Here is a 17440-nt window from a genome sequence, read left to right as displayed (position 1 = left end):
CGGCGGCCCTCTTTCACGCCCGAAGACGCGTCCTATGACCCGTAGCCCGCTCGACTGGACGGACGAAGGCCAGCCCCGCTCGCGGCTGTTCGGCGACGTCTACTTCTCCGCCGAGGACGGCCTGGCCGAGACGCGCGCGGTGTTTCTCGAGGGCTGCGGTCTGCCTGGAGGCTGGGCCGGTCGCCGCCGGTTCGTGGTGGGCGAGCTCGGCTTTGGCACGGGGCTCAACATCGCCGCGCTCCTGGAGCTCTGGCGGCGGACGCGGCCCGCCGAAGGCCGCCTGCACGTCTTCACGGTCGAGGGCTATCCGATCTCGGCCGAGGAGGCCGCCCGCGCTCTGGCGGGATGGCCCGAACTGGCGGACGTGGCGAAGGCGCTCGCCTCGCGCTGGCCCGGGCGCGCCGGCGGGATCCACCGCATGGAGCTGCCGGACTTCGCCGCGGTGGTCGATGTATCCGTGGGCGACGTGACCGAGGCCCTGTCCGGCTGGACCGGGCGCGCGGACGCCTGGTTCCTCGATGGCTTCTCGCCCGCCCTCAATCCGCAGATGTGGTCCGACGAGGTGCTGGCGCTCGTCGGCGCCCGGTCGGCGCCCGGGGCCCGCGCCGCGACGTTCACCGTCGCCGGCCAGGTGCGCCGAGGCCTCGCGGCCGCGGGGTTCGAGGTCGAGAAGCGTCCAGGGTTCGGCCGAAAGCGCGAGCGACTGGAAGCGCGGCTGCCGGGGCAGGCCCGAGAGGCCGACGCCCGCCGCGTCGCGATCATCGGCGCCGGCGTCGCCGGGGCGGCCGCGGCGCGCGCCGTCCGCGCCCTGGGCGGCGAGGCCGTGGTGCTCGAGGCCGAGGCCCCGGGCTCCGGCGGCTCCGGAAATCCGGCCGCGCTCGTCACACCGAGGCTCGACGCAGGCCTCGCCGCTCCGGCCAGGCTCTTCGCCCGGGCCTTCGCGCGGGCCGTCGCGCTTTACGGCGAGCTTCCCGAGGCGATCGTGACGACCGGCGTCCTCCAGCTCGCCATGATGGATAGAGATCCGGCGCGGTTCGCCAAGATCGCAAGCTCCGACCTGTTCGAGCCGGGAAGCCTCAATCTGCTCACCTCGGAACAGGCCACCGCCCGCCTCTCGGAGCCGGCTCCATCCGCGCTGGACCAGCGCTCGGCGCTGGTCGTGGAGCCGGCCCGCGTCCTCGAAGCGTGGCTGGGGCCGATGGAGCGCGGTGCGGTGGCGGACGTGAAGGCCCTGGACGCCGACGCCGTGATCGTCGCTGCCGGTCTCGGGGCCCGAGAGCTTTTGGATGGCCTTTCCCTGCAGCCCGTCCGAGGCCAGGCCAGCTGGGCCGCCGGCGTGCCGTGGACGGCCGCGGCGGCCTGGGGCGGCTATGTCGTGCCGACGCGCGACGGAGTGCTCTTCGGCGCGACGCATGATCGGGATGACGTGGAGACTGGACTTCGCCCGGACGACCACGCCCGGAACCTCGCCACCCTTGGGCGAGCCCTGCCCGGCCTGGCCGGCCGGTTGGCCCACGCGCCGCTCGAGGGTCGCGCGGCCGTCCGGGCCGCCACGCGAGACCGGCTGCCCATCGCGGGACCGGCGGCGACGCCGGGCGTCTTCGCCCTGACCGGCTTCGGCTCGCGGGGGTTCTCGATGGCGCCGCTGCTGGCCGAACACGTGGCGGCGCTCGCGATGGGCGCGCCCTCGCCACTGACCGCCGAGGCGCAGGTCCTGATCGATCCGGCGCGCTTCCGCAGCCCTGAGGTTCCGTAGGCGTCGCAGGCCGCCTATACTCCCGCTGCTCGGGGGACATTCCGCCAGGAACCGAGACATGAAGATCGCCGTCAACGTCGCCGCCGCCGTCCTCGGCCTTGCAGCGCTGAGCCTCACGACCGCACCCGCTGCGGTCGCCAAGTCCCCCGTCGCGGACGCGGCCAAGCCCAAACGCCAGTGCTTCTGGGCGCGGCAGGTCAACAACTTCGCCGCCGAGGGCGATCGCGTCGTCAACGTCCGCGTGGGGGTGAAGGACATCTACCGCATGGAGCTGTTCGGCACGTGTCCCGAGATCGACTGGACGCAGCGGATCGCCATCGTCTCACGCGGCGGCTCTTCGATCTGCAGCGGCCTGGACGCCGATCTGATCGTCCCGTCCTCCATTGGGCCGCAGCGCTGCACCGTTCGCAACATCCGCAAACTGACTCCCGAGGAGGTCGCGGCCCTGCCGCCCAAGGCCAAGCCCTAGGAGCTCGGCCAAAGAGAGCGCCGCCGGATCGTCCGGCGGCGCCTCCACGAATGACCGGGCGCGTCAGTAGCTGAAGCGCAAGGTCAGCCCATAGGTCCGGGGTTGGCCCAGGAAGGCGTTGAACGAGCCAGGCTGGAACGGCGCGTCGTAGGCCACCTGGTAGTAGACCTCGTCGAAGAGGTTCTGCGCCCAGGCCTCCAGGCTCCAGGCCTCGTCTTTTGCGCCGATCGCCACTCGAGCGTTCACCACCGTGAAGCCCGGCTGGTTCTTGATCGGGTTCAGGTCCGAGCCGGTGTTATAGGACGACACGCTTTTGGCGTTGATCGCGATGCGGCCGGTCAGGTCATCGGTCAGATCGCGCTCGTAGCTCACCGCCAGCGAGCCGGACCACAGAGGCGCCAGCGACAGCCGCGCGCCCGGCAGGTTGCCGCCGAGGGCCACAGGCGTGCTCTTCGGATAGTAGGTCTCGGCATAGGTGACGCCGCCGTTCAGCGTCAGCCCCTGGACCGGCGTGAACCAGAGGAAATCCATATCGACGCCCTTGGAGACGACCTTGGGCACCGACGTGACGGTGAAGACCAGCCCGTTGAAGGCGTTCAGCTGGAAGTCGCTGTAGTCCTGATAGAAGACCGTCGCGTTGAGCAGCAGCGAGTTGTTCAGGAGCGTGTTCTTCACCCCGATCTCATAGGAGTCCACCAGCTCGGGCGCGAAGCTGGTGTCCAGCACCGGAGCGGTGGCTTGGCCCGGCACCGTCTGCACCGTCGAGGCGATGCGATCGAGGTTGAAGCCTCCGGCCTTGTAGCCCCGGGCGTACGAAGCATAGGCCAGCACCTGCTCGTTGAAGCGGAAGGCCGCCTTCACCGTCCCGGTGAACTTCTCTTCCTTGAGCCCTTGGACGTTGCGGCCGACCTGCGCGAACCGCGGATTGCCCGCCGTGGCGCAGATCAGCTGGTACGGTCCGCTGCCCAGAAGCCCTCCCGCACGGATCAACGCGCCGTTGGCGGGGACCGGCCCGCCGATCGCCTGCGCACGCGCCAGGGCCGTGGCGCAGCCCACGCCGCCATCGCTGTTGCGCCAGAACGTCTCGAGGTCCTTTTCCTCCCACGTGTACCGAGGGCCCGCCGTCAGTTCGAGCTGTTCGGTCACCTTGAAGCTGTTGTTGGTGAACAGCGCGAAGCCCTGTTCCTTCTGATGGTAGTCGTCGTCCTGGCCCTGGCCGGCGACGAAGGTTGAGCCATTGGCGGGCCTGCCGGTGAACAGCGGGAGCTGGCTGCTGAGCAAAGCGCTCAGGTAAGGCTCGAACTGCGTGCCGTAGGAGACCGTCCGCACATGCAGGTCGAGGTCCTCCTCGGAGTAGAAGGCGCCCACGAGCCAGTTCAGCCGATCGGTAGAGCCGGCGTAGCGGACTTCCTGGGTGAAGGTCTTGAACGCCGTCGAGCCCGGGTTCGGATCTTCATAGCCGGGGGAGTAGAGGATGTCGGCCGACGTCCAATCGACATCCGTGCCGCCGGCCTGACGCCACTTCCTATAGGCGGTGATGGAGGTGAGGCGCGCCCCGTCCAGCCAGGGCGTGTCCCAGTCCGCCTGAACCGAGAGGCCCTTGTCGGTGATCTTCTTCTTGAAGCTGCGGTTGCTGTAGTCGCGGAACGCGTCGATGTCCGTCGGATTGGCGAGACCGCCGGGCGCCAGGGCGTTCACGATCGCCGCGGTGGCCCCGTTGAAGATCTGGACCGCGCCGCAGCAGCTTTCGTCCCGGCGCGTGTAGTCCATCGCCACATTGACCCTCAGGGCGTCGGTGGGTTCGAACAGGACCTGCAGCCGGCCGGTATAGAAGTCCTGGTCGTTGATGTCGGGGCGGGCGGTGTTCTTGTAGTAGCCGTCGCGCTCGCGGGCCGCGACGAAGAGGCGCGCGGCCACCTTGTCGTCGACGATGGGGCCAGTCACGCCGATGGATGCGCCGAAGCCGTCATAGTTGCTGATCGTCGCTTCGGAATCCGCCTCGAAGGTCATCGAGGGCCGCTTGGTCATGATGTTGATCACGCCGGCGGTCGTGTTCTTGCCGAACAGCGTGCCTTGCGGGCCCTTCAGCACTTCGATCCGCTCGGGTTCGCCCAGGTCGCTGAAGGCGACGCCGTTCCGCGGCCGATAGACGCCGTCGATGACCACGCCCACCGAGGATTCCAGGCCGGGATTGTCCCCGACGGTGCCGATGCCGCGGATTCGCGCGGTGGTGATCGCCGCGCTGCTGGTCGAGGTGACGGTCAGGCCGGGTGCGGCGATCGTCAGGTCCTTGATGTCGCGGATGCCGGCGTCGCGCAGCTGCTGCGCATTCACCGAGGTGACCACGATGGGAACGTCCTGCAGGCTCTGCTCGCGCAGCTGAGCCGTGACGACCACCTCGTCGATCGTCCGGGCGGCGTTCGCCGGCTGACTCTGGGCCGCGGCCTGCCCCGCGGCGCCCAGGGCCAGGGCTGCGGCCACGGCGGAGCCGCTGCAGAAGTATCTGCTCTTGGTCATCTGGTTTCCTCCCCTCGGCGCCTCTGAAGCGGGCGTCCTGAGTGAAGGAAGTGAGGACTATTTATTGCAGCTTCGCCACACAAATTTCCGCGTTCTGCCAGCCGTAGTTTCCGCACCTGGGCTTTCGCGCAACACCTTGCCCAGCAAGGGGCTTCAGCTTCGCCGCGCCAGGGCCTATCAGGCGTTGCAGAAGGCGGCTGGGGCCGCCCGTGGAGGGACGGATGGATCAAGGACTGGAACTGCGCACCCTGGTGCGCGAGGACGCCACGCTGGAGCTCTCGCTGGTCGAGACCGCCGTGCCGGACCCGGGCGCCGACGAGATCGTGGTGCGGGTCGAGGCCTCGCCGATCAACCCTTCGGACCTCGGCCTGCTCACGGGCCCTGCCGATCTGTCCACCCTCAGCGCCTCCGGCTCGGCCGAACGCCCCATCCTGACCGCTACGATCCCTCCAGCCGCCATGCGAATGCTGGCCGCCCGGGTGGGCCAGTCGATGCCGGTCGGCAACGAGGGCGCCGGCGTTGTGGTGAAGGCCGGCAGCTCGCCCGAGGCCCAGGCGCTGCTCGGCCGGACGGTCGCCATGATCGGCGGGGGCATGTACACGCGCTTGCGGCTGCTGAAGGCCGCGGACGTCCTGCCGCTGCCGGCCGACGCCACACCGGCCGAAGGCGCCTCCTGCTTCGTCAATCCGCTGACGGCGCTTGCCATGGTCGAGACGCTTCGGATGGAGGGTCACAAGGCCCTGGTTCACACCGCCGCGGCCTCGAACCTCGGCCAGATGCTGGTGCGGATCTGCAAGGCGGACGGCGTGCCGCTGGTGAACGTTGTCCGCAGCGCCCAGCAGGAGAAGCTGCTGCGTGACCAGGGCGCGGAGTGGGTCGTGGATTCCAGCGCGCCGGACTTCTTCGACAAGTTGGTGGAGGCGGTCGCTGCGACCGGCGCGACGCTCGCCTTCGACGCCATCGGCGGCGGCCGTATCGGCAGCCAGATCCTGACGGCGATGGAGGCGGCCGCCAGCCGCGGCGCCGCCTACAGCCGCTATGGCTCCAACACCTTCAAGCAGCTCTACATCTATGGCGCGCTCGACACCGGGCCGACCGAGCTGGTCCGCAGCTTCGGCTTCTCCTGGGGCGTGAACGGCTTCCTGCTGACGCCTTTCCTGGCGAAGATCGGGCCGCAGGCGGCGCAGAAGCTGCGCGAGCGTGTCGCCGCCGAACTCAAGACCACCTTCGCCAGCCACTACACCGCCGAGATCGGCCTGGCCGAGGCGCTGGATCCGGAGGTCCTTCGCGCCTACGCCCGTCGCGCCACGGGCGAGAAGTACCTCATCAACCCGCAGAAGGGGCTCGCCTGACCGGCGGCCCTAAGCGGCGCCTGAGCGGCTGACGTTTCGGTTTTTCAGGAGGGGATGGTGGACGCGGCTGGGATTGAACCAGCGACCCCTACGATGTCAACGTAGTGCTCTCCCGCTGAGCTACGCGTCCATATCCGTACGTCGGGAGGCGCGGGATATACCCATGCGCCCGCCCGCTGGCAAGCGCGACCCTTAGGCCGCGATCATCCGATCCACTTCCGTGACGATTTCCCGGAGGTGGATGGGCTTGGACAGCACCTTCGAGCCAGCCGGGGCCTTCTCGCCGGCGGCGAGCGCCACGGCGGCGAAGCCGGTGATGAACATGATCCGCAGACCCGGGTGCTTGGCCGCCGCCTGACGCGCAACCTCGATGCCGTCGAGCCCCGGCATGACGATGTCCGTGAGCAGCAGGTCCCACGGTTCGTCGAGATAGGTGGCCGCCTCGTCTCCGTCGGCGCAGGCCGTCACCTCGTAACCGGCGCGCTCGAGCGCGCGCGCGAGGAAGCCGCGCAGGGAGTCGTCGTCTTCAGCAAGGAGGATGCGAGGCATTGGGACAGTCGGCTGGGCTGGGAACGACCACCATACCCGCTCAAGCGTAAACTCGCGATGAACCCTTTGACCCGTCCGGTCGCTCGGCGTTCTATGCGAACGATGAATGCCTGGGAGCGCCTCGGCGACGCCGAACCGTCCGCAACGGCCGCGGCGGCCTATACGCTGCGCCGTGCGGCGCCCGAGGGCGCGCCGCCTCCGACGCCGCTGGTGTTCGCCTCGCCCCATTCGGGTCGGCTGTACCCTGAAGACATGATGTCGGCCGCCGCCCTGGACGCGGTCAGCATCCGCCGTTCAGAGGACGCCCTGGTCGATGACCTGATCGCCGCGGCCCCTGAGTTCGGCGCGGCCGTGCTGACCGCGAGCTATGCGCGGGCCTACATCGACCTCAACCGCGAGCCCTTCGAACTCGACCCCAACATGTTCGCCGACGAGTTGCCGGAGTTCGCCCGAGCGCGGACCGCGCGCGTGGCCGCCGGCTTGGGCGCCATCGCCCGCGTGGTTTCCGAAGGCCAGGAGATCTACCGGCGCAAGCTGACCTTCGCGGAGGCGCGCCAGCGGATCGAGAACGCCCACCAGCCCTATCATCGTGCGCTTGAGGCGTTGCTTGCGGAAGCGCAGGCGGCTCACGGGGTCGCCATCCTGGTCGACTGGCATTCCATGCCCGCCGCAGCCGCCAAGGCGGGCGGGCGCGATAGGCCCTGCGACATCGTGCTCGGCGACCGCTTCGGCGCAGCCTGCGCCGGCGTGCTGCCGACCCGGGTGGAGCGGGAACTGGAGACCTTCGGCTATCGGGTGACGCGCAATACGCCCTATGCGGGCGGCTACACCACCGAGCACTACGGCCGACCCGCCCGCCGGACCCACGCGCTGCAGATCGAACTGAACCGCGCTCTCTACCTCGACGAGGCCACGCTCGCCCCAACCCATGGCTTCGCCGGTCTGAAGGCGCATATCGAGCAGCTCACGCGCACGCTCGCCGCCGCCGACTGGTCGGCGCTGAAGGCGGCCTAAAAAAAAGCCGCGCCCGAAGGCGCGGCAGTTCAATAGGGAGGAAACGCCCAGGAAGGGCAAAGGCGTCAGCGACGCCTAACAAGCTCTACATACGCTGCACTGCACAAAAATGCAAGCGCACGGAGCATCAGATTGCTCGTCTCAGCGGGAAATGCGAATTTCCTGCCCCTTACCACGGCCAAGATCAGCGGCGTCTCACCTTCGCGCCGGGCAGCGCCGCACGATCGTTTTGGACGTCATGGCGTCGCGTCTGGGCAGTTCTTGCTGGCGGCGCGGCCCGCTCTCCCCTAGAAGGCGCGCCACTCCAGCCGTCAGAACCCCGTTTCATGTCGCTCCGCAACATCGCCATCATCGCCCACGTCGACCACGGCAAGACCACGCTCGTCGACCAGCTCCTCGCCCAATCGGGCGTCTTCCGCGCCAACGAGGCGACGGTCGAACGCGCCATGGACTCCAACGACCAGGAGCGCGAGCGGGGCATCACCATCCTCGCCAAGTGCACCTCGGTGCTGTGGAACGGGAAGGCCGGCGAGACCCGGATCAACATCATCGACACGCCCGGCCACGCCGACTTCGGCGGGGAGGTGGAGCGGATCCTCGGCATGGTGGACGGCTGCGTCCTGCTGGTCGACGCCGAGGAAGGCGTCATGCCGCAGACCAAGTTCGTGCTGACCAAGGCGCTGAAGATGGGCCTGAAGCCCATCCTCTGCATCAACAAGGTCGACCGCGCCCACGCCGATCCCGACCGCGTTCACCTCGAGACCATCGACCTGTTCTCGGCCATCGGCGCGACCGACGAACAGCTCGATTTCCCGCACATCTACGCCTCGGGCCGTAACGGCTGGGCGACGCTGGACCTCAACCAGCCGTCCGACAACCTGGCCCCGCTGTTCGACCTGATCGTCGACCACGTGCCGCCGCCGGCTGTCGAAGCGAACAAGGACAAGCCGTTCCGCATGCTGAACGTGCTGATCGAGGCCGACCCGTTCCTGGGCCGCCTGCTGACCGGCCGCATCGAGAGCGGCAAGGCCGTGGCCGGCATGGCCATCAAGGCGCTGGACCGGGACGGCAAGCAGATCGAGCAGGGCCGTATCACTAAGGTGCTGGCCTTCCGCGGCCTGAAGCGCCAGCCGGTGGACGAAGGCGCCGAGGCGGGCGACATCGTCGCAATCGCCGGCATGTCGAAGGCGACCGTCGCCGACACCCTGAGCGCCCTCGAAGTGACCGAGCCGCTGCCTGCGCAGCCGATCGACCCGCCGACCATCTCCATGACCGTGGGCGTCAACGACAGCCCACTGGCCGGCCGCGAGGGCGACAAGGTCCAGTCGCGGGTCATCCGCGACCGCCTGCTCAAGGAGGCCGAGGCCAACGTAGCCATCCGCGTGACCGAAACCCCCGGCTCCGACGCCTACGAGGTCGCCGGCCGCGGCGAACTGCAGCTGGGCGTGCTGATCGAGAACATGCGCCGGGAGGGCTTCGAGCTCAGCATCTCGCGTCCGCGCGTGGTCTATCAGACCGGCGAGAACGGCGAGCGCCTGGAGCCCATCGAAGACGTCGTGATCGACGTGGACGACGAGTACACCGGCATCGTCATCGAGAAGCTGTCGGCCCGTAAGGCCGAGCTGAAGGACATGGGCCCGTCGGGCGCCGGCAAGACTCGCATCCAGCTGATGTGCCCCTCCCGCTCGCTGATCGGCTACCAGGGCGAATTCCTGACCGACACCCGCGGCTCGGGCGTGCTGAACCGCGTGTTCAGCCACTACGAGCCGCACAAGGGCGCCATCGAAGGCCGCCCGAAGGGCGTGCTGGTGTCGAACACCGACGGCGAGACCGCGGCCTATGCGCTTTGGAATCTCGAAGAGCGCGGCGTGATGTTCGTGGGCGCCGGCGAGAAGACCTACCAGGGCATGATCATCGGCGAGAACAGCCGCTCCGACGACCTCGACGTCAACCCGATCAAGGGCAAGCAGCTCACCAACGTCCGCGCCTCCGGCAAGGACGAAGCCGTGCGCCTGACGCCGCCGCGCCGCCTCACCCTTGAGCAGGCGATCGCCTACATCGAGGAGGACGAGCTGGTGGAGGTGACGCCGAAGTCGATCCGCCTGCGCAAGGAAGTGCTGAATCCGTCCTTCCGGAAGAAGCGCGCCCGCGAGGACTGATCCGGCGGCGCCGTAGGACATCGCAACGGAAATTTACCGCTCCGGTCTGGACGCCGCCGCCACACGCGTGACACGTGGGAGGCGTATGGAGTCCAGGCCATGACCGCAGACGCCCCCAAGCCCTACCCGCCGCGCCACTATCCGACCCCCGCCGCCAAGTGCGCTGATCTCGTCGTACATGTGGTCGGCCTGACGCTCGCCCTCGTCGGCGGCGTCGTGCTGCTGACCATCGCGGTGACTCAGGGGTCGATCAGCCAGGTCGTCGGCGTTTCGATCTATGCGGCGGGCGTCGTGGCGATGCTGGCCTTCTCCACCGCCTACAACTTCGCCAAGCCGCGCTATCGGCCGACGCTGCGCCGGCTGGACCACGCCGGCATCTTCCTGATGATCGCCGGGTCGTACACGCCCTTCACCCTGGGCCTGCCCGGCGCCTGGGGGTGGGGCATGACGGCGGCCGTGTGGTCGATCGCCACGGCGGGCGCGGTCGGAAAGCTGGTGCTGAAGAACCTCGACCGGAAGTTCTGGGTGGCCATGTATCTGGCTCTGGGCTGGCTCGTGGTGATCGCCCTGAAGCCGATCATCGACAGCCTGGCCTGGTACGCCTTCGTCCTGCTGGTGACCGGCGGCGTGCTCTACTCGACGGGCGTGATCTTCTACGTGAACAAGCGCCTGAAGTTCGCCCGCGCCATCTGGCACGGCCACGTGGTGGCGGCCGCCGGCGCCCACTGGGCCGCCGTGCTGCTGGGCGTGGTGCTGGCCTCCCAGCACTGAGCTTCGACGAAGCAGCCGTTGGCCGCCAGGGTCTCAGCGACGACGCAGGCAGCGGCGCCCAGCGAGGCCGGCGGGGTGTCGTCCAGCAGCTGGGCCAGCCTCAAATCCATCGCCTCGTAGGCCTCGGCCTGAGCGCAGCCGAACACATCGAGCATGGTGCGCTCGTCGCCCGTGAGGGCAGCCGCCCCTGGCGGCGAGACGGCGATCGTCCGGCGGCCATACAAAGCGAGCTGCTGCAGGAACACCTCCAGCATCCGGCAGGCTTCCGGCCCGGCCCAGCCGCAGGCGTCCTCGAAATGCGCCAGTGCGCCCGAACACCCGGATTGCCTCGTCAAGCGGCGAATGGCGCCGATCAGCAGGCGCTCGCCGTGGAGCAGGGGCGGATCGCGATCGAGCATGGCCGACTCCTCACTGAGGCCACGACCGTAACGCTATTGCGAGTCGTTCGCAACAAGACCCGCAGGGTCAGAGGGGACGTTCCATCCACACGTCGCAACGCGCGTACTCGGTCTCGCTCGGCGCAAGATCCTTGAACCCCATCGCGCGGTACAGACGAAGGGCCGGGCCGAGGCTCGAGTTGGTCTCGAGGTAGAGCCTGGGCGCGCCCGCCTCCCGGCCGGCCTCGATGCAGCGCTCCATCAACCGTCGGCCAAGGCCGGAGCCGCGCTGGTCTTCCGACACGGTCATCTTGGCGACCTCATAGCCGCCGTCCGCCATCTTGATGAGGGCGACGCAGCCGACGGCCACGCCCTCCTTCATCGCCATGAAGATGCGCCCGCCCCTGGCGATGATCTTGCCCTGAGGATCGTTCAGGACCTCGCGGTCCTTCGGCTCCAGGGTGAAGTGCCGCGAAATCCACGCCTCGTTCAGCGTCCGGAACGCCTCGGCGTGCTCGGCTTCGAACTCGACAATCTCCATCCTGACCTCCCGACCGTGGCGCTCGCCCGACTCTGGGGCCAAAGTCCGGGGCGATGGCCAATCCGATTTTCTCAAACCTGCCGACCACCATCTTCGAGGAGATGTCGGGCCTGGCTCGCAGCCTCGGCGGGATCAACCTCGGCCAGGGCTTCCCCGATGATCTGGGGCCAGAGCCCATCCGCCGCAAGGCCGCCGACGCCGTCCTCAACGGCTACAACCAGTACCCGCCCATGCGGGGTCTGCCGGAGCTCAGGCAGGCGGTCGCGGCCCACTATGCCGCACATCAGGGCCTCGATCTCGACTGGGAGCAGGAGGTCACCATCACCTCCGGCGCGACCGAGGCCCTGACCGCCTCGTTCCTGGCGCTGATCCAGCCGGGCGACGAGGTGGTCCTCTTCCAGCCGCTCTACGACAGCTACGCGCCGATGATCCGGCTGGCGGGCGGGGTCCCGCGGCTCGTACGACTGTCGCCGCCGCACTGGCGCTTCACGCGCGGCATGCTGGAAGCCGCATTCAGCGAACGCACGCGCTTCGTGGTGCTGAACAACCCGACCAATCCCACCGGCGTCGTGCTGCCCGACGAGGACCTGGCCCTCCTGGCGGAGTTCTGCGTCCGGCGTGATGCGGTCGCGATCTGCGACGAGGTCTGGGAGCAGGTGGTGTTCGGGCCCGCGCGGCACCGGCCGCTGATGGCCTACCCAGGCATGCGCGAGCGTACGGTGAAGATCGGATCGGCCGGCAAGATGTTCGGCCTCACCGGCTGGAAGGTGGGCTTCCTCTGCGCCGCCCCGGAACTGACCCACAGTCTCGCCCGCGCCCACCAGTTCCTGACGTTCACGACGCCGCCCAACCTGCAGGTCGCCGTCGCCTGGGGCCTCCAGCACGCGGGCGACTGGTTCGCGTCGATGCCGCGGCAGCTCGAAGCCTCCCGCGACCGCCTAGCCGAGGGATTGCGCCGCGAGGGCTTCGCCGTGCTGCCCAGCCAGGGCACGTACTTCCTCAATCTCGACCTGCCGGCCTCGGGCGTGACGGAGGCTGATCGCGCCTTCTGCCTCCGCGCCGTGCAGGAGGCTGGCGTCGCCGCCATCCCGGTCTCGGCCTTCTACGAGCAGGAGCCGGTCACGACGATCGTCCGCCTCTGCTTCTCGAAGGCGGACGCCGTGCTGGACGAGGGGGTCGCGCGCCTGTCGAAAGCGCGCGACCTGTCCCGGAAGGCCTAGGCCGGGCCGATCATCGCCGACGAGACCCAGCCGCGGTTGCCGTTCTCGTCGTCGACTTCCCACCAGATCCCGTTCTTCTGGCCGGTGGGATAGACCATGTCGCCGACGGCGAAGCTGCGCACCTGCGCCGCCTGGGGCGACGGGCTCTTCCGCATCACCACGGCCTGCTTCACCTTCTGGGCCTGCATGCCCGCGGCCTGGGAGGCCTGGTCGCCCGTGGGCGCGCTGCGCTGGAGGTAACCCACCAGATCGACGAAGGCGTTGAAGTAGGCGGCGGTCACGACCTTGCCCATGGCGGTGTTGCCGTAGCCGCCACCGATGCCGGCCAGGCCATCGTAGTAGCCGCCGCCGCCGAACCCGATGTCCGTCTTCTTGGACACGCCCTCGGCCACGTAGAGCTGCTCGGTCGTCCGCGCGTCTACCAGCGTGATCAGCGCCTGGGCCTGCTGGCTTTTCACGGTCAGGCCGCTGGCGAGCGCGCCGGCCATGCCCAGGCGCCCGCCGAAGGCCCCCACCGCCGCGCCGATGGCGCCGCCGCTGGAGTTGCCGTTCGAATTGGCCAGATCCGGCACAATGAAGAAGTCGGCGGCGGCCACCTGCCCCTTGCCGACGTTCGACCCGCGGCGCAGGTCGCCGCCGGCGCCCAGTTCGGCTTCCTGCGCCCGCATGGCGAGGCCCGCGTTACGGTCGACCACCCGCAGGCAGCCCGAGCGCATGGCGAACAGCTTGATCACGGCTTCCGGATTGGAGAGGCCAAGGCCCGTCCACCAGTCGTTCTCCGGCTCCTTGATCGCGACCCGGCCCAGCGGCTTGTCGCACTTCGGAAGCTCGGGCGTCGCCGCGTTCTTCGGCGCCTTCTTGTCCATGCCGTATTGAGCGGCCGCAGGCTGGGCGGCCAGCATCGAAACCAGGACGCCCACAGCGGCGCCCAGCGCAGTCGTCTTGCGCATCGCATCTTCTCCCCGACGAAAAGGAGGCGACGCTAGGGTGATGCGGCCGCCCGGTTCCGCCGCCTTGCGACGAACCGGGCTCAGCCGGCGACCAACAGGCTCAGCAGGTCGTTCCGCCGTCCACCACGATGGTCTGGCCCGTGGTCCAGGCGCCGGCGCGCGAGGCCAGGTAGATGGCGGCGCCCGCGAGATCGTCGGGCTCGCCCAGGCGGCGCAGCGGCGTGCCGGAGCTCGCGCGCTTCTCGCCTTCCGGCGTGTCCCAGAGCGCCCGGGCGAAGTCGGTCTTCACGAGGCCCGGCGCGATGCAGTTCACCCGGATGTTGTCGGGACCCAGCTCCTGGGCGAGGTTGCGGGCGAGCTGCATGTCGGCGGCCTTGGAGATGCAGTAGGCGCCGATCACCGTCGAGCCGCGCAGGCCGCCGATGGACGAGACGATGATGATCGAGCCGTCTTTACGCTCGCGCATCTCCGGCGCCACCATCTGGATCAGCCAGTTGTTGGCGACGATGTTGTTGTCCAGGATCTTGCGGAAGCTGTCGTCCGGGATGTCCAGCTGGCTGCCGTAGAAGGGGTTCGAGGCGGCGTTGCAGACCAGGATGTCGATCTTGCCGAACGCCTTCCGCGTCTCGTCGACCAGCCGCTGAAGGTCCTCCTTCGACGAGATGTTGGCCGGCACGGCGATGGCGTGGCCCGGCCGCGCGGCGTTAATGCCTTCGGCCACCTCTTCGCAGGGCCCCGCCTTGCGCGAGGAGATCACCACCTTCGCGCCCTGCTCGGCCATCCGCTCCGCGATCGCGCGACCGATCCCGCGCGAGGAGCCGGTGATCACCGCCACCTTGCCGGTCAGGTCGAACAGGCCGCCCGCGCCCACCTTCAGCTTATCCGCAACCTCGCTCACGGCGCTCTCCCAAACAGTTGTTTGACTTCGGTGAGGCATTTGCGCCGCGGCTTGCCCCTCGGTCAAGGTGGACGCCGGCCGAGGATGCCGTATCTTCGAAAATCCACGCGGCCGCTTCGAGAGCCGCGGGCGGGGAAACGGGGAAAACGCGTATGAAGGTGTTCGCAGGGCTTGCCGCCCTCGTGCTGGCGGCGGGCGCCGCATGGGCCGTGGGCACGGATCTCAGGGCCCAGTCGACGGGTCAGATGCCGCATCCGGGCCAGGCGACCTATCGCGTCCGGTGCGCGGCCTGCCACGACAATCCCGGCGAGACCAAGGCTCCGAGCCGCGAGACGCTCTCGCGCATGAGCAATCAGGTCATCAGCTTCGCGATGACCCACGGCAAGATGCAGGCCCAGGCGGCCGGCCTGTCCGAGGACGAGCGCAACCAGCTCGTGAGCTTCCTGACCGGCCGCGCCGAAGCCACGAGGGACACCTGGAGCCAGGCCATGGCCTGTCCCGGGGCGGGCAAGGCCCCGAGCCTGAAGGCCGCCCCGGCCGTCGCCACCTTCGGCTTCGACGCGCGCCAGACGCGCACGCTCACCGCCGCCCAGACCGGCCTGACCAAGGCCAAGCTGGGGAAGCTGGACCTCGCCTGGGGCATCGCCTTCCCGGAGGTCACGATGATGCGGGCCCAGCCCGCCGTCGTCGGCAACATGGTCTATCTGCCGGTCTCCGAGGCCGCGGCGCTCTATGCCTTCGACGTCTCCGATCCGAGCAAGCCGTGCGTGAAGTGGGTGTACAACACGCCGAACGGCGCGCCGCTGCGCACCAGCGCGGCCTATGGCGTGATCGCCGACGGCACGCCCGTCCTGGCCTTCTCCGGCCTCGACACGACGGTGCACGTCGTGGACGCACGCACCGGCAAGGCCCTCTGGCAGAAGGCGGTCGGCGTCTATTCCTACTCGCTGACCACGGGCACGCCCCGGGTGCTCAAGGACCGGATCATCGTGCCGGTCAGCCAGTTCGAGATCATGCAGGCCTACGACAACAAGGTCGCCTGCTGCACCAACCACGGCTACGTGCTGTCGCTGGACCCGAAGACCGGCGCCCAGCAATGGCGCTACGACACCATGCCGGACGCCCAGCCGGTGCGGGACCGCGGCGACGGCAAGCCGCTGCTGGGACCGTCGGGCGCGCCGATCTGGAACTCGCCGGTCGTCGATGAGAAGCGCGGCCTGATCTATTTCGGCACCGGCGAGAGCAACTCGCCGCCGGCGCATCGCAATACCAACGCGCTGATCGCCATCCGGCTGAAGGACGGGACCGAAGCCTGGAGCCACCAGGCCACCGAGAACGACATCTTCAACGTGGGCTGTGGCCCCAACGGGCGGCCCGAGCTGCTGAACTGCGTGAAGGGCCACGAGACGGTCTACCGCGACGTGGACTTCGGCGCTTCGCTGATCCTGGCCAGGCTGAAGAGCGGCAAGGAGCTCGTGCTCGCCGGCCAGAAGTCCGGCACGGTCTGGGCCCTCGAACCGGAGACGGGTAAGGTGGTCTGGCGGCGCGACATCGGCGCCGGCACCCCGAACGGCGGCATCCACTGGGGCATCGCCTTCCAGGACGACACGGTGATCGTGCCTGTCGCCCACATCGGGCGGCCAGTCCCCGGCGGCGAGCCGATCGATCCCAAGCTGCAGCCCGGGCTGTACGGCGTGGATGGCGCCACCGGCGCAATCAAGTGGCATTACTCGGCCACGCCGTCCTGCGATGGCGAGCGGGGAAAGAAGGCGCCCCGCTGCGACCGGCTCTACGGCTTCTCGGGAGCCCCGACCGTGATCGACGGCGCGGCCGTCACCGGCAGCCTGGACGGGCGCCTGTTCGTCATCGACACGAAGACCGGCGAAAGGCTGTGGACCTACGACACCTTGCGCGACTTCCCGGCCCTGAACGGCGTGCCCGGCCGGGGCGGCTCGTTCGACGCGGCGTCGATCGTCGGCGTGAATGGCCTCGTTCTCGTCGGGTCAGGTTACGGCATGTTCGGCCAGGCGCCGGGCAACATGCTGCTGGCCTTCAAGCCGAGGCCCTAGCGGCAGACGCCGTACCGGCCGAAGTCCAGGTGGAAGTGGTCCCTGTGGGCGGCGTTGTAGTCGGGGCTCAGCACCGCCCGAAACCAAGGGCAGGCGCCGTCGCGGACCTGCCGCAGGAAGAGGCCGCTGGGCCCCTCGTCGCGGAAGTCGCGCGCGACGCTGATCCGGCGGCCTGAGGCGGTGCGGAAGGCGGCCACGTCCAGCGCGTTGGCGAAGGCGTGCTCGCTGCGCCGACCCTCGGCCCGGCCGTAGATGTTGCGGCAGGCGTAGCTGCCATAGTGCTCGACCCGCGAGATCGGCTCGCCCAGCGCGGCCCGCGCGGCGGGCTGCACCACGTGCCGGCTCCAGAACGCGTAGCCCAGCGCGACGGGGCAGGTCACCACCGGCGCCGCCGGACTGAGCGCCACGGCCGCGCCATCACGGATCCGCACGGTATTCTCCGTGGCGCATTCGCCGAAGTCGCGGTCGGGCTCGTCCACGAAGCGGACCGCGCCGCCTGCCAGCACCTCGCGACAGAGCAACGGGTCGGCGGCGGCGCGGGCGAACTTGGCTCGGGTCGCGAGGCCCACCGGCTCATCCAGGCGGAGCGGCTTCCAGGGAAGATCCTGTGGCGGCGCGTGCGCGTCGACGGCGACGAGCAGCAAGAGGCCGGCGATGGCGGCGTCGGCAAGGCTCGTCCAGAGCCCGGCCAGCGCCAGGCTCCCGTCCGAGACGGGCTTCAACGGGAGGAAACGACGCGCCACCCGGCTGCAACGGACCGCCCGGCTTGCGGTTCAGGGCGCGGACGGCGAAGCTTGG

15 protein-coding genes and 1 tRNA gene are annotated in these 17440 nt (G+C 69.2%); 8 read left to right on the top strand and 8 right to left on the bottom strand.

The window, feature by feature from the left end; genetic code table 11:
- The first annotated feature begins 34 nt into the window (after positions 1 to 34).
- A complete protein-coding gene (gene mnmD, locus ACO2Q0_RS10430; RefSeq protein WP_423351421.1) occupies positions 35 to 1756 on the top strand; it encodes a tRNA (5-methylaminomethyl-2-thiouridine)(34)-methyltransferase MnmD in 1722 nt (573 codons plus the stop codon).
- 58 nt (positions 1757 to 1814) lie between these two features.
- Positions 1815 to 2225, top strand: coding sequence for a DUF6491 family protein (locus ACO2Q0_RS10425; RefSeq protein ID WP_423351420.1), 411 nt, complete (start codon positions 1815 to 1817; stop codon positions 2223 to 2225).
- 63 nt (positions 2226 to 2288) lie between these two features.
- Here ACO2Q0_RS10425 and ACO2Q0_RS10420 read toward each other — a convergent pair whose 3' ends face one another.
- Positions 2289 to 4742, bottom strand: a complete 2454-nt coding sequence (locus ACO2Q0_RS10420; protein ID WP_423351419.1) for a TonB-dependent receptor — start codon at positions 4740 to 4742, stop codon at positions 2289 to 2291.
- 221 nt (positions 4743 to 4963) lie between these two features.
- On the opposite strand from ACO2Q0_RS10420, the gene ACO2Q0_RS10415 reads away from it, so the two are divergent.
- On the top strand, positions 4964 to 6094 hold the full coding sequence (locus tag ACO2Q0_RS10415) for a zinc-binding dehydrogenase (protein ID WP_423351418.1): 1131 nt from the start codon (positions 4964 to 4966) through the stop codon (positions 6092 to 6094).
- A gap of 55 nt (positions 6095 to 6149) precedes the next feature.
- Here ACO2Q0_RS10415 and ACO2Q0_RS10410 read toward each other — a convergent pair.
- Both ACO2Q0_RS10410 and cpdR read right to left on the bottom strand, forming a co-directional pair.
- Positions 6150 to 6224, bottom strand: a tRNA-Val gene (locus tag ACO2Q0_RS10410).
- Positions 6225 to 6286: 62 nt separating this feature from the next.
- Entirely contained in the window at positions 6287 to 6643 is a 357-nt protein-coding gene (cpdR, locus tag ACO2Q0_RS10405) for a cell cycle two-component system response regulator CpdR (RefSeq protein ID WP_309087360.1), read from the bottom strand.
- 102 nt (positions 6644 to 6745) lie between these two features.
- On the opposite strand from cpdR, the gene ACO2Q0_RS10400 reads away from it, so the two are divergent.
- The 3 genes from ACO2Q0_RS10400 to trhA all read left to right on the top strand — a co-directional run bounded on the left by ACO2Q0_RS10400 (position 6746) and on the right by trhA (position 10587).
- Complete coding sequence (locus ACO2Q0_RS10400; RefSeq protein ID WP_423351417.1) at positions 6746 to 7657, top strand: N-formylglutamate amidohydrolase; 912 nt, start codon at positions 6746 to 6748, stop codon at positions 7655 to 7657.
- Positions 7658 to 7983: 326 nt separating this feature from the next.
- On the top strand, positions 7984 to 9816 hold the full coding sequence (gene typA, locus ACO2Q0_RS10395; protein ID WP_423351416.1) for a translational GTPase TypA: 1833 nt from the start codon (positions 7984 to 7986) through the stop codon (positions 9814 to 9816).
- Positions 9817 to 9915: 99 nt separating this feature from the next.
- Positions 9916 to 10587: a PAQR family membrane homeostasis protein TrhA gene (gene trhA / locus ACO2Q0_RS10390; protein ID WP_423351415.1), complete on the top strand. Its 672-nt coding sequence runs from the start codon at positions 9916 to 9918 to the stop codon at positions 10585 to 10587.
- Here the strand turns inward: trhA and ACO2Q0_RS10385 are convergent.
- Positions 10470 to 10985, bottom strand: a complete 516-nt coding sequence (locus ACO2Q0_RS10385; protein WP_423351414.1) for a hypothetical protein — start codon at positions 10983 to 10985, stop codon at positions 10470 to 10472. The genes trhA and ACO2Q0_RS10385 overlap by 118 nt on opposite strands.
- 67 nt (positions 10986 to 11052) lie before the next feature.
- Positions 11053 to 11505: a GNAT family N-acetyltransferase gene (locus tag ACO2Q0_RS10380; RefSeq protein WP_423351413.1), complete on the bottom strand. Its 453-nt coding sequence runs from the start codon at positions 11503 to 11505 to the stop codon at positions 11053 to 11055.
- A 53-nt stretch (positions 11506 to 11558) separates the two neighbouring features.
- Here ACO2Q0_RS10380 and ACO2Q0_RS10375 point away from each other — a divergent pair, with 53 nt between their 5' ends.
- Positions 11559 to 12725 carry an aminotransferase gene (locus ACO2Q0_RS10375; RefSeq protein WP_423351412.1) on the top strand — a complete coding sequence of 389 codons (1167 nt, stop codon included), beginning with the start codon at positions 11559 to 11561 and terminating at the stop codon, positions 12723 to 12725.
- Here the strand turns inward: ACO2Q0_RS10375 and ACO2Q0_RS10370 are convergent.
- Together ACO2Q0_RS10370 and ACO2Q0_RS10365 are read right to left on the bottom strand one after the other, a co-directional pair.
- Positions 12722 to 13675 carry an SH3 domain-containing protein gene (locus ACO2Q0_RS10370; RefSeq protein ID WP_423351411.1) on the bottom strand — a complete coding sequence of 318 codons (954 nt, stop codon included), beginning with the start codon at positions 13673 to 13675 and terminating at the stop codon, positions 12722 to 12724. The two genes, ACO2Q0_RS10375 and ACO2Q0_RS10370, sit on opposite strands and share 4 nt — an antisense overlap.
- Before the next feature lie 100 nt (positions 13676 to 13775).
- Positions 13776 to 14531 carry an SDR family oxidoreductase gene (locus ACO2Q0_RS10365; protein WP_423351601.1) on the bottom strand — a complete coding sequence of 252 codons (756 nt, stop codon included), beginning with the start codon at positions 14529 to 14531 and terminating at the stop codon, positions 13776 to 13778.
- A gap of 194 nt (positions 14532 to 14725) precedes the next feature.
- Here ACO2Q0_RS10365 and ACO2Q0_RS10360 point away from each other — a divergent pair, with 194 nt between their 5' ends.
- On the top strand, positions 14726 to 16642 hold the full coding sequence (locus ACO2Q0_RS10360) for a PQQ-binding-like beta-propeller repeat protein (RefSeq protein WP_423351410.1): 1917 nt from the start codon (positions 14726 to 14728) through the stop codon (positions 16640 to 16642).
- Here the strand turns inward: ACO2Q0_RS10360 and ACO2Q0_RS10355 are convergent.
- Positions 16639 to 17385 (bottom strand): extensin family protein, encoded by a 747-nt coding sequence (locus ACO2Q0_RS10355; RefSeq protein WP_423351409.1) that lies wholly within the window; start codon positions 17383 to 17385, stop codon positions 16639 to 16641. The genes ACO2Q0_RS10360 and ACO2Q0_RS10355 overlap by 4 nt on opposite strands.
- Positions 17386 to 17440: the final 55 nt, after the last annotated feature.

It is taken from the genome of Phenylobacterium sp. VNQ135 (genome assembly GCF_049445735.1).
In the GTDB taxonomy this organism is placed as follows: Bacteria; Pseudomonadota; Alphaproteobacteria; order Caulobacterales; family Caulobacteraceae; genus Phenylobacterium.
The sequence above is the reverse complement of the archived record's forward strand: the minus strand, read 5'-3'. Positions and strand labels throughout refer to the sequence as shown.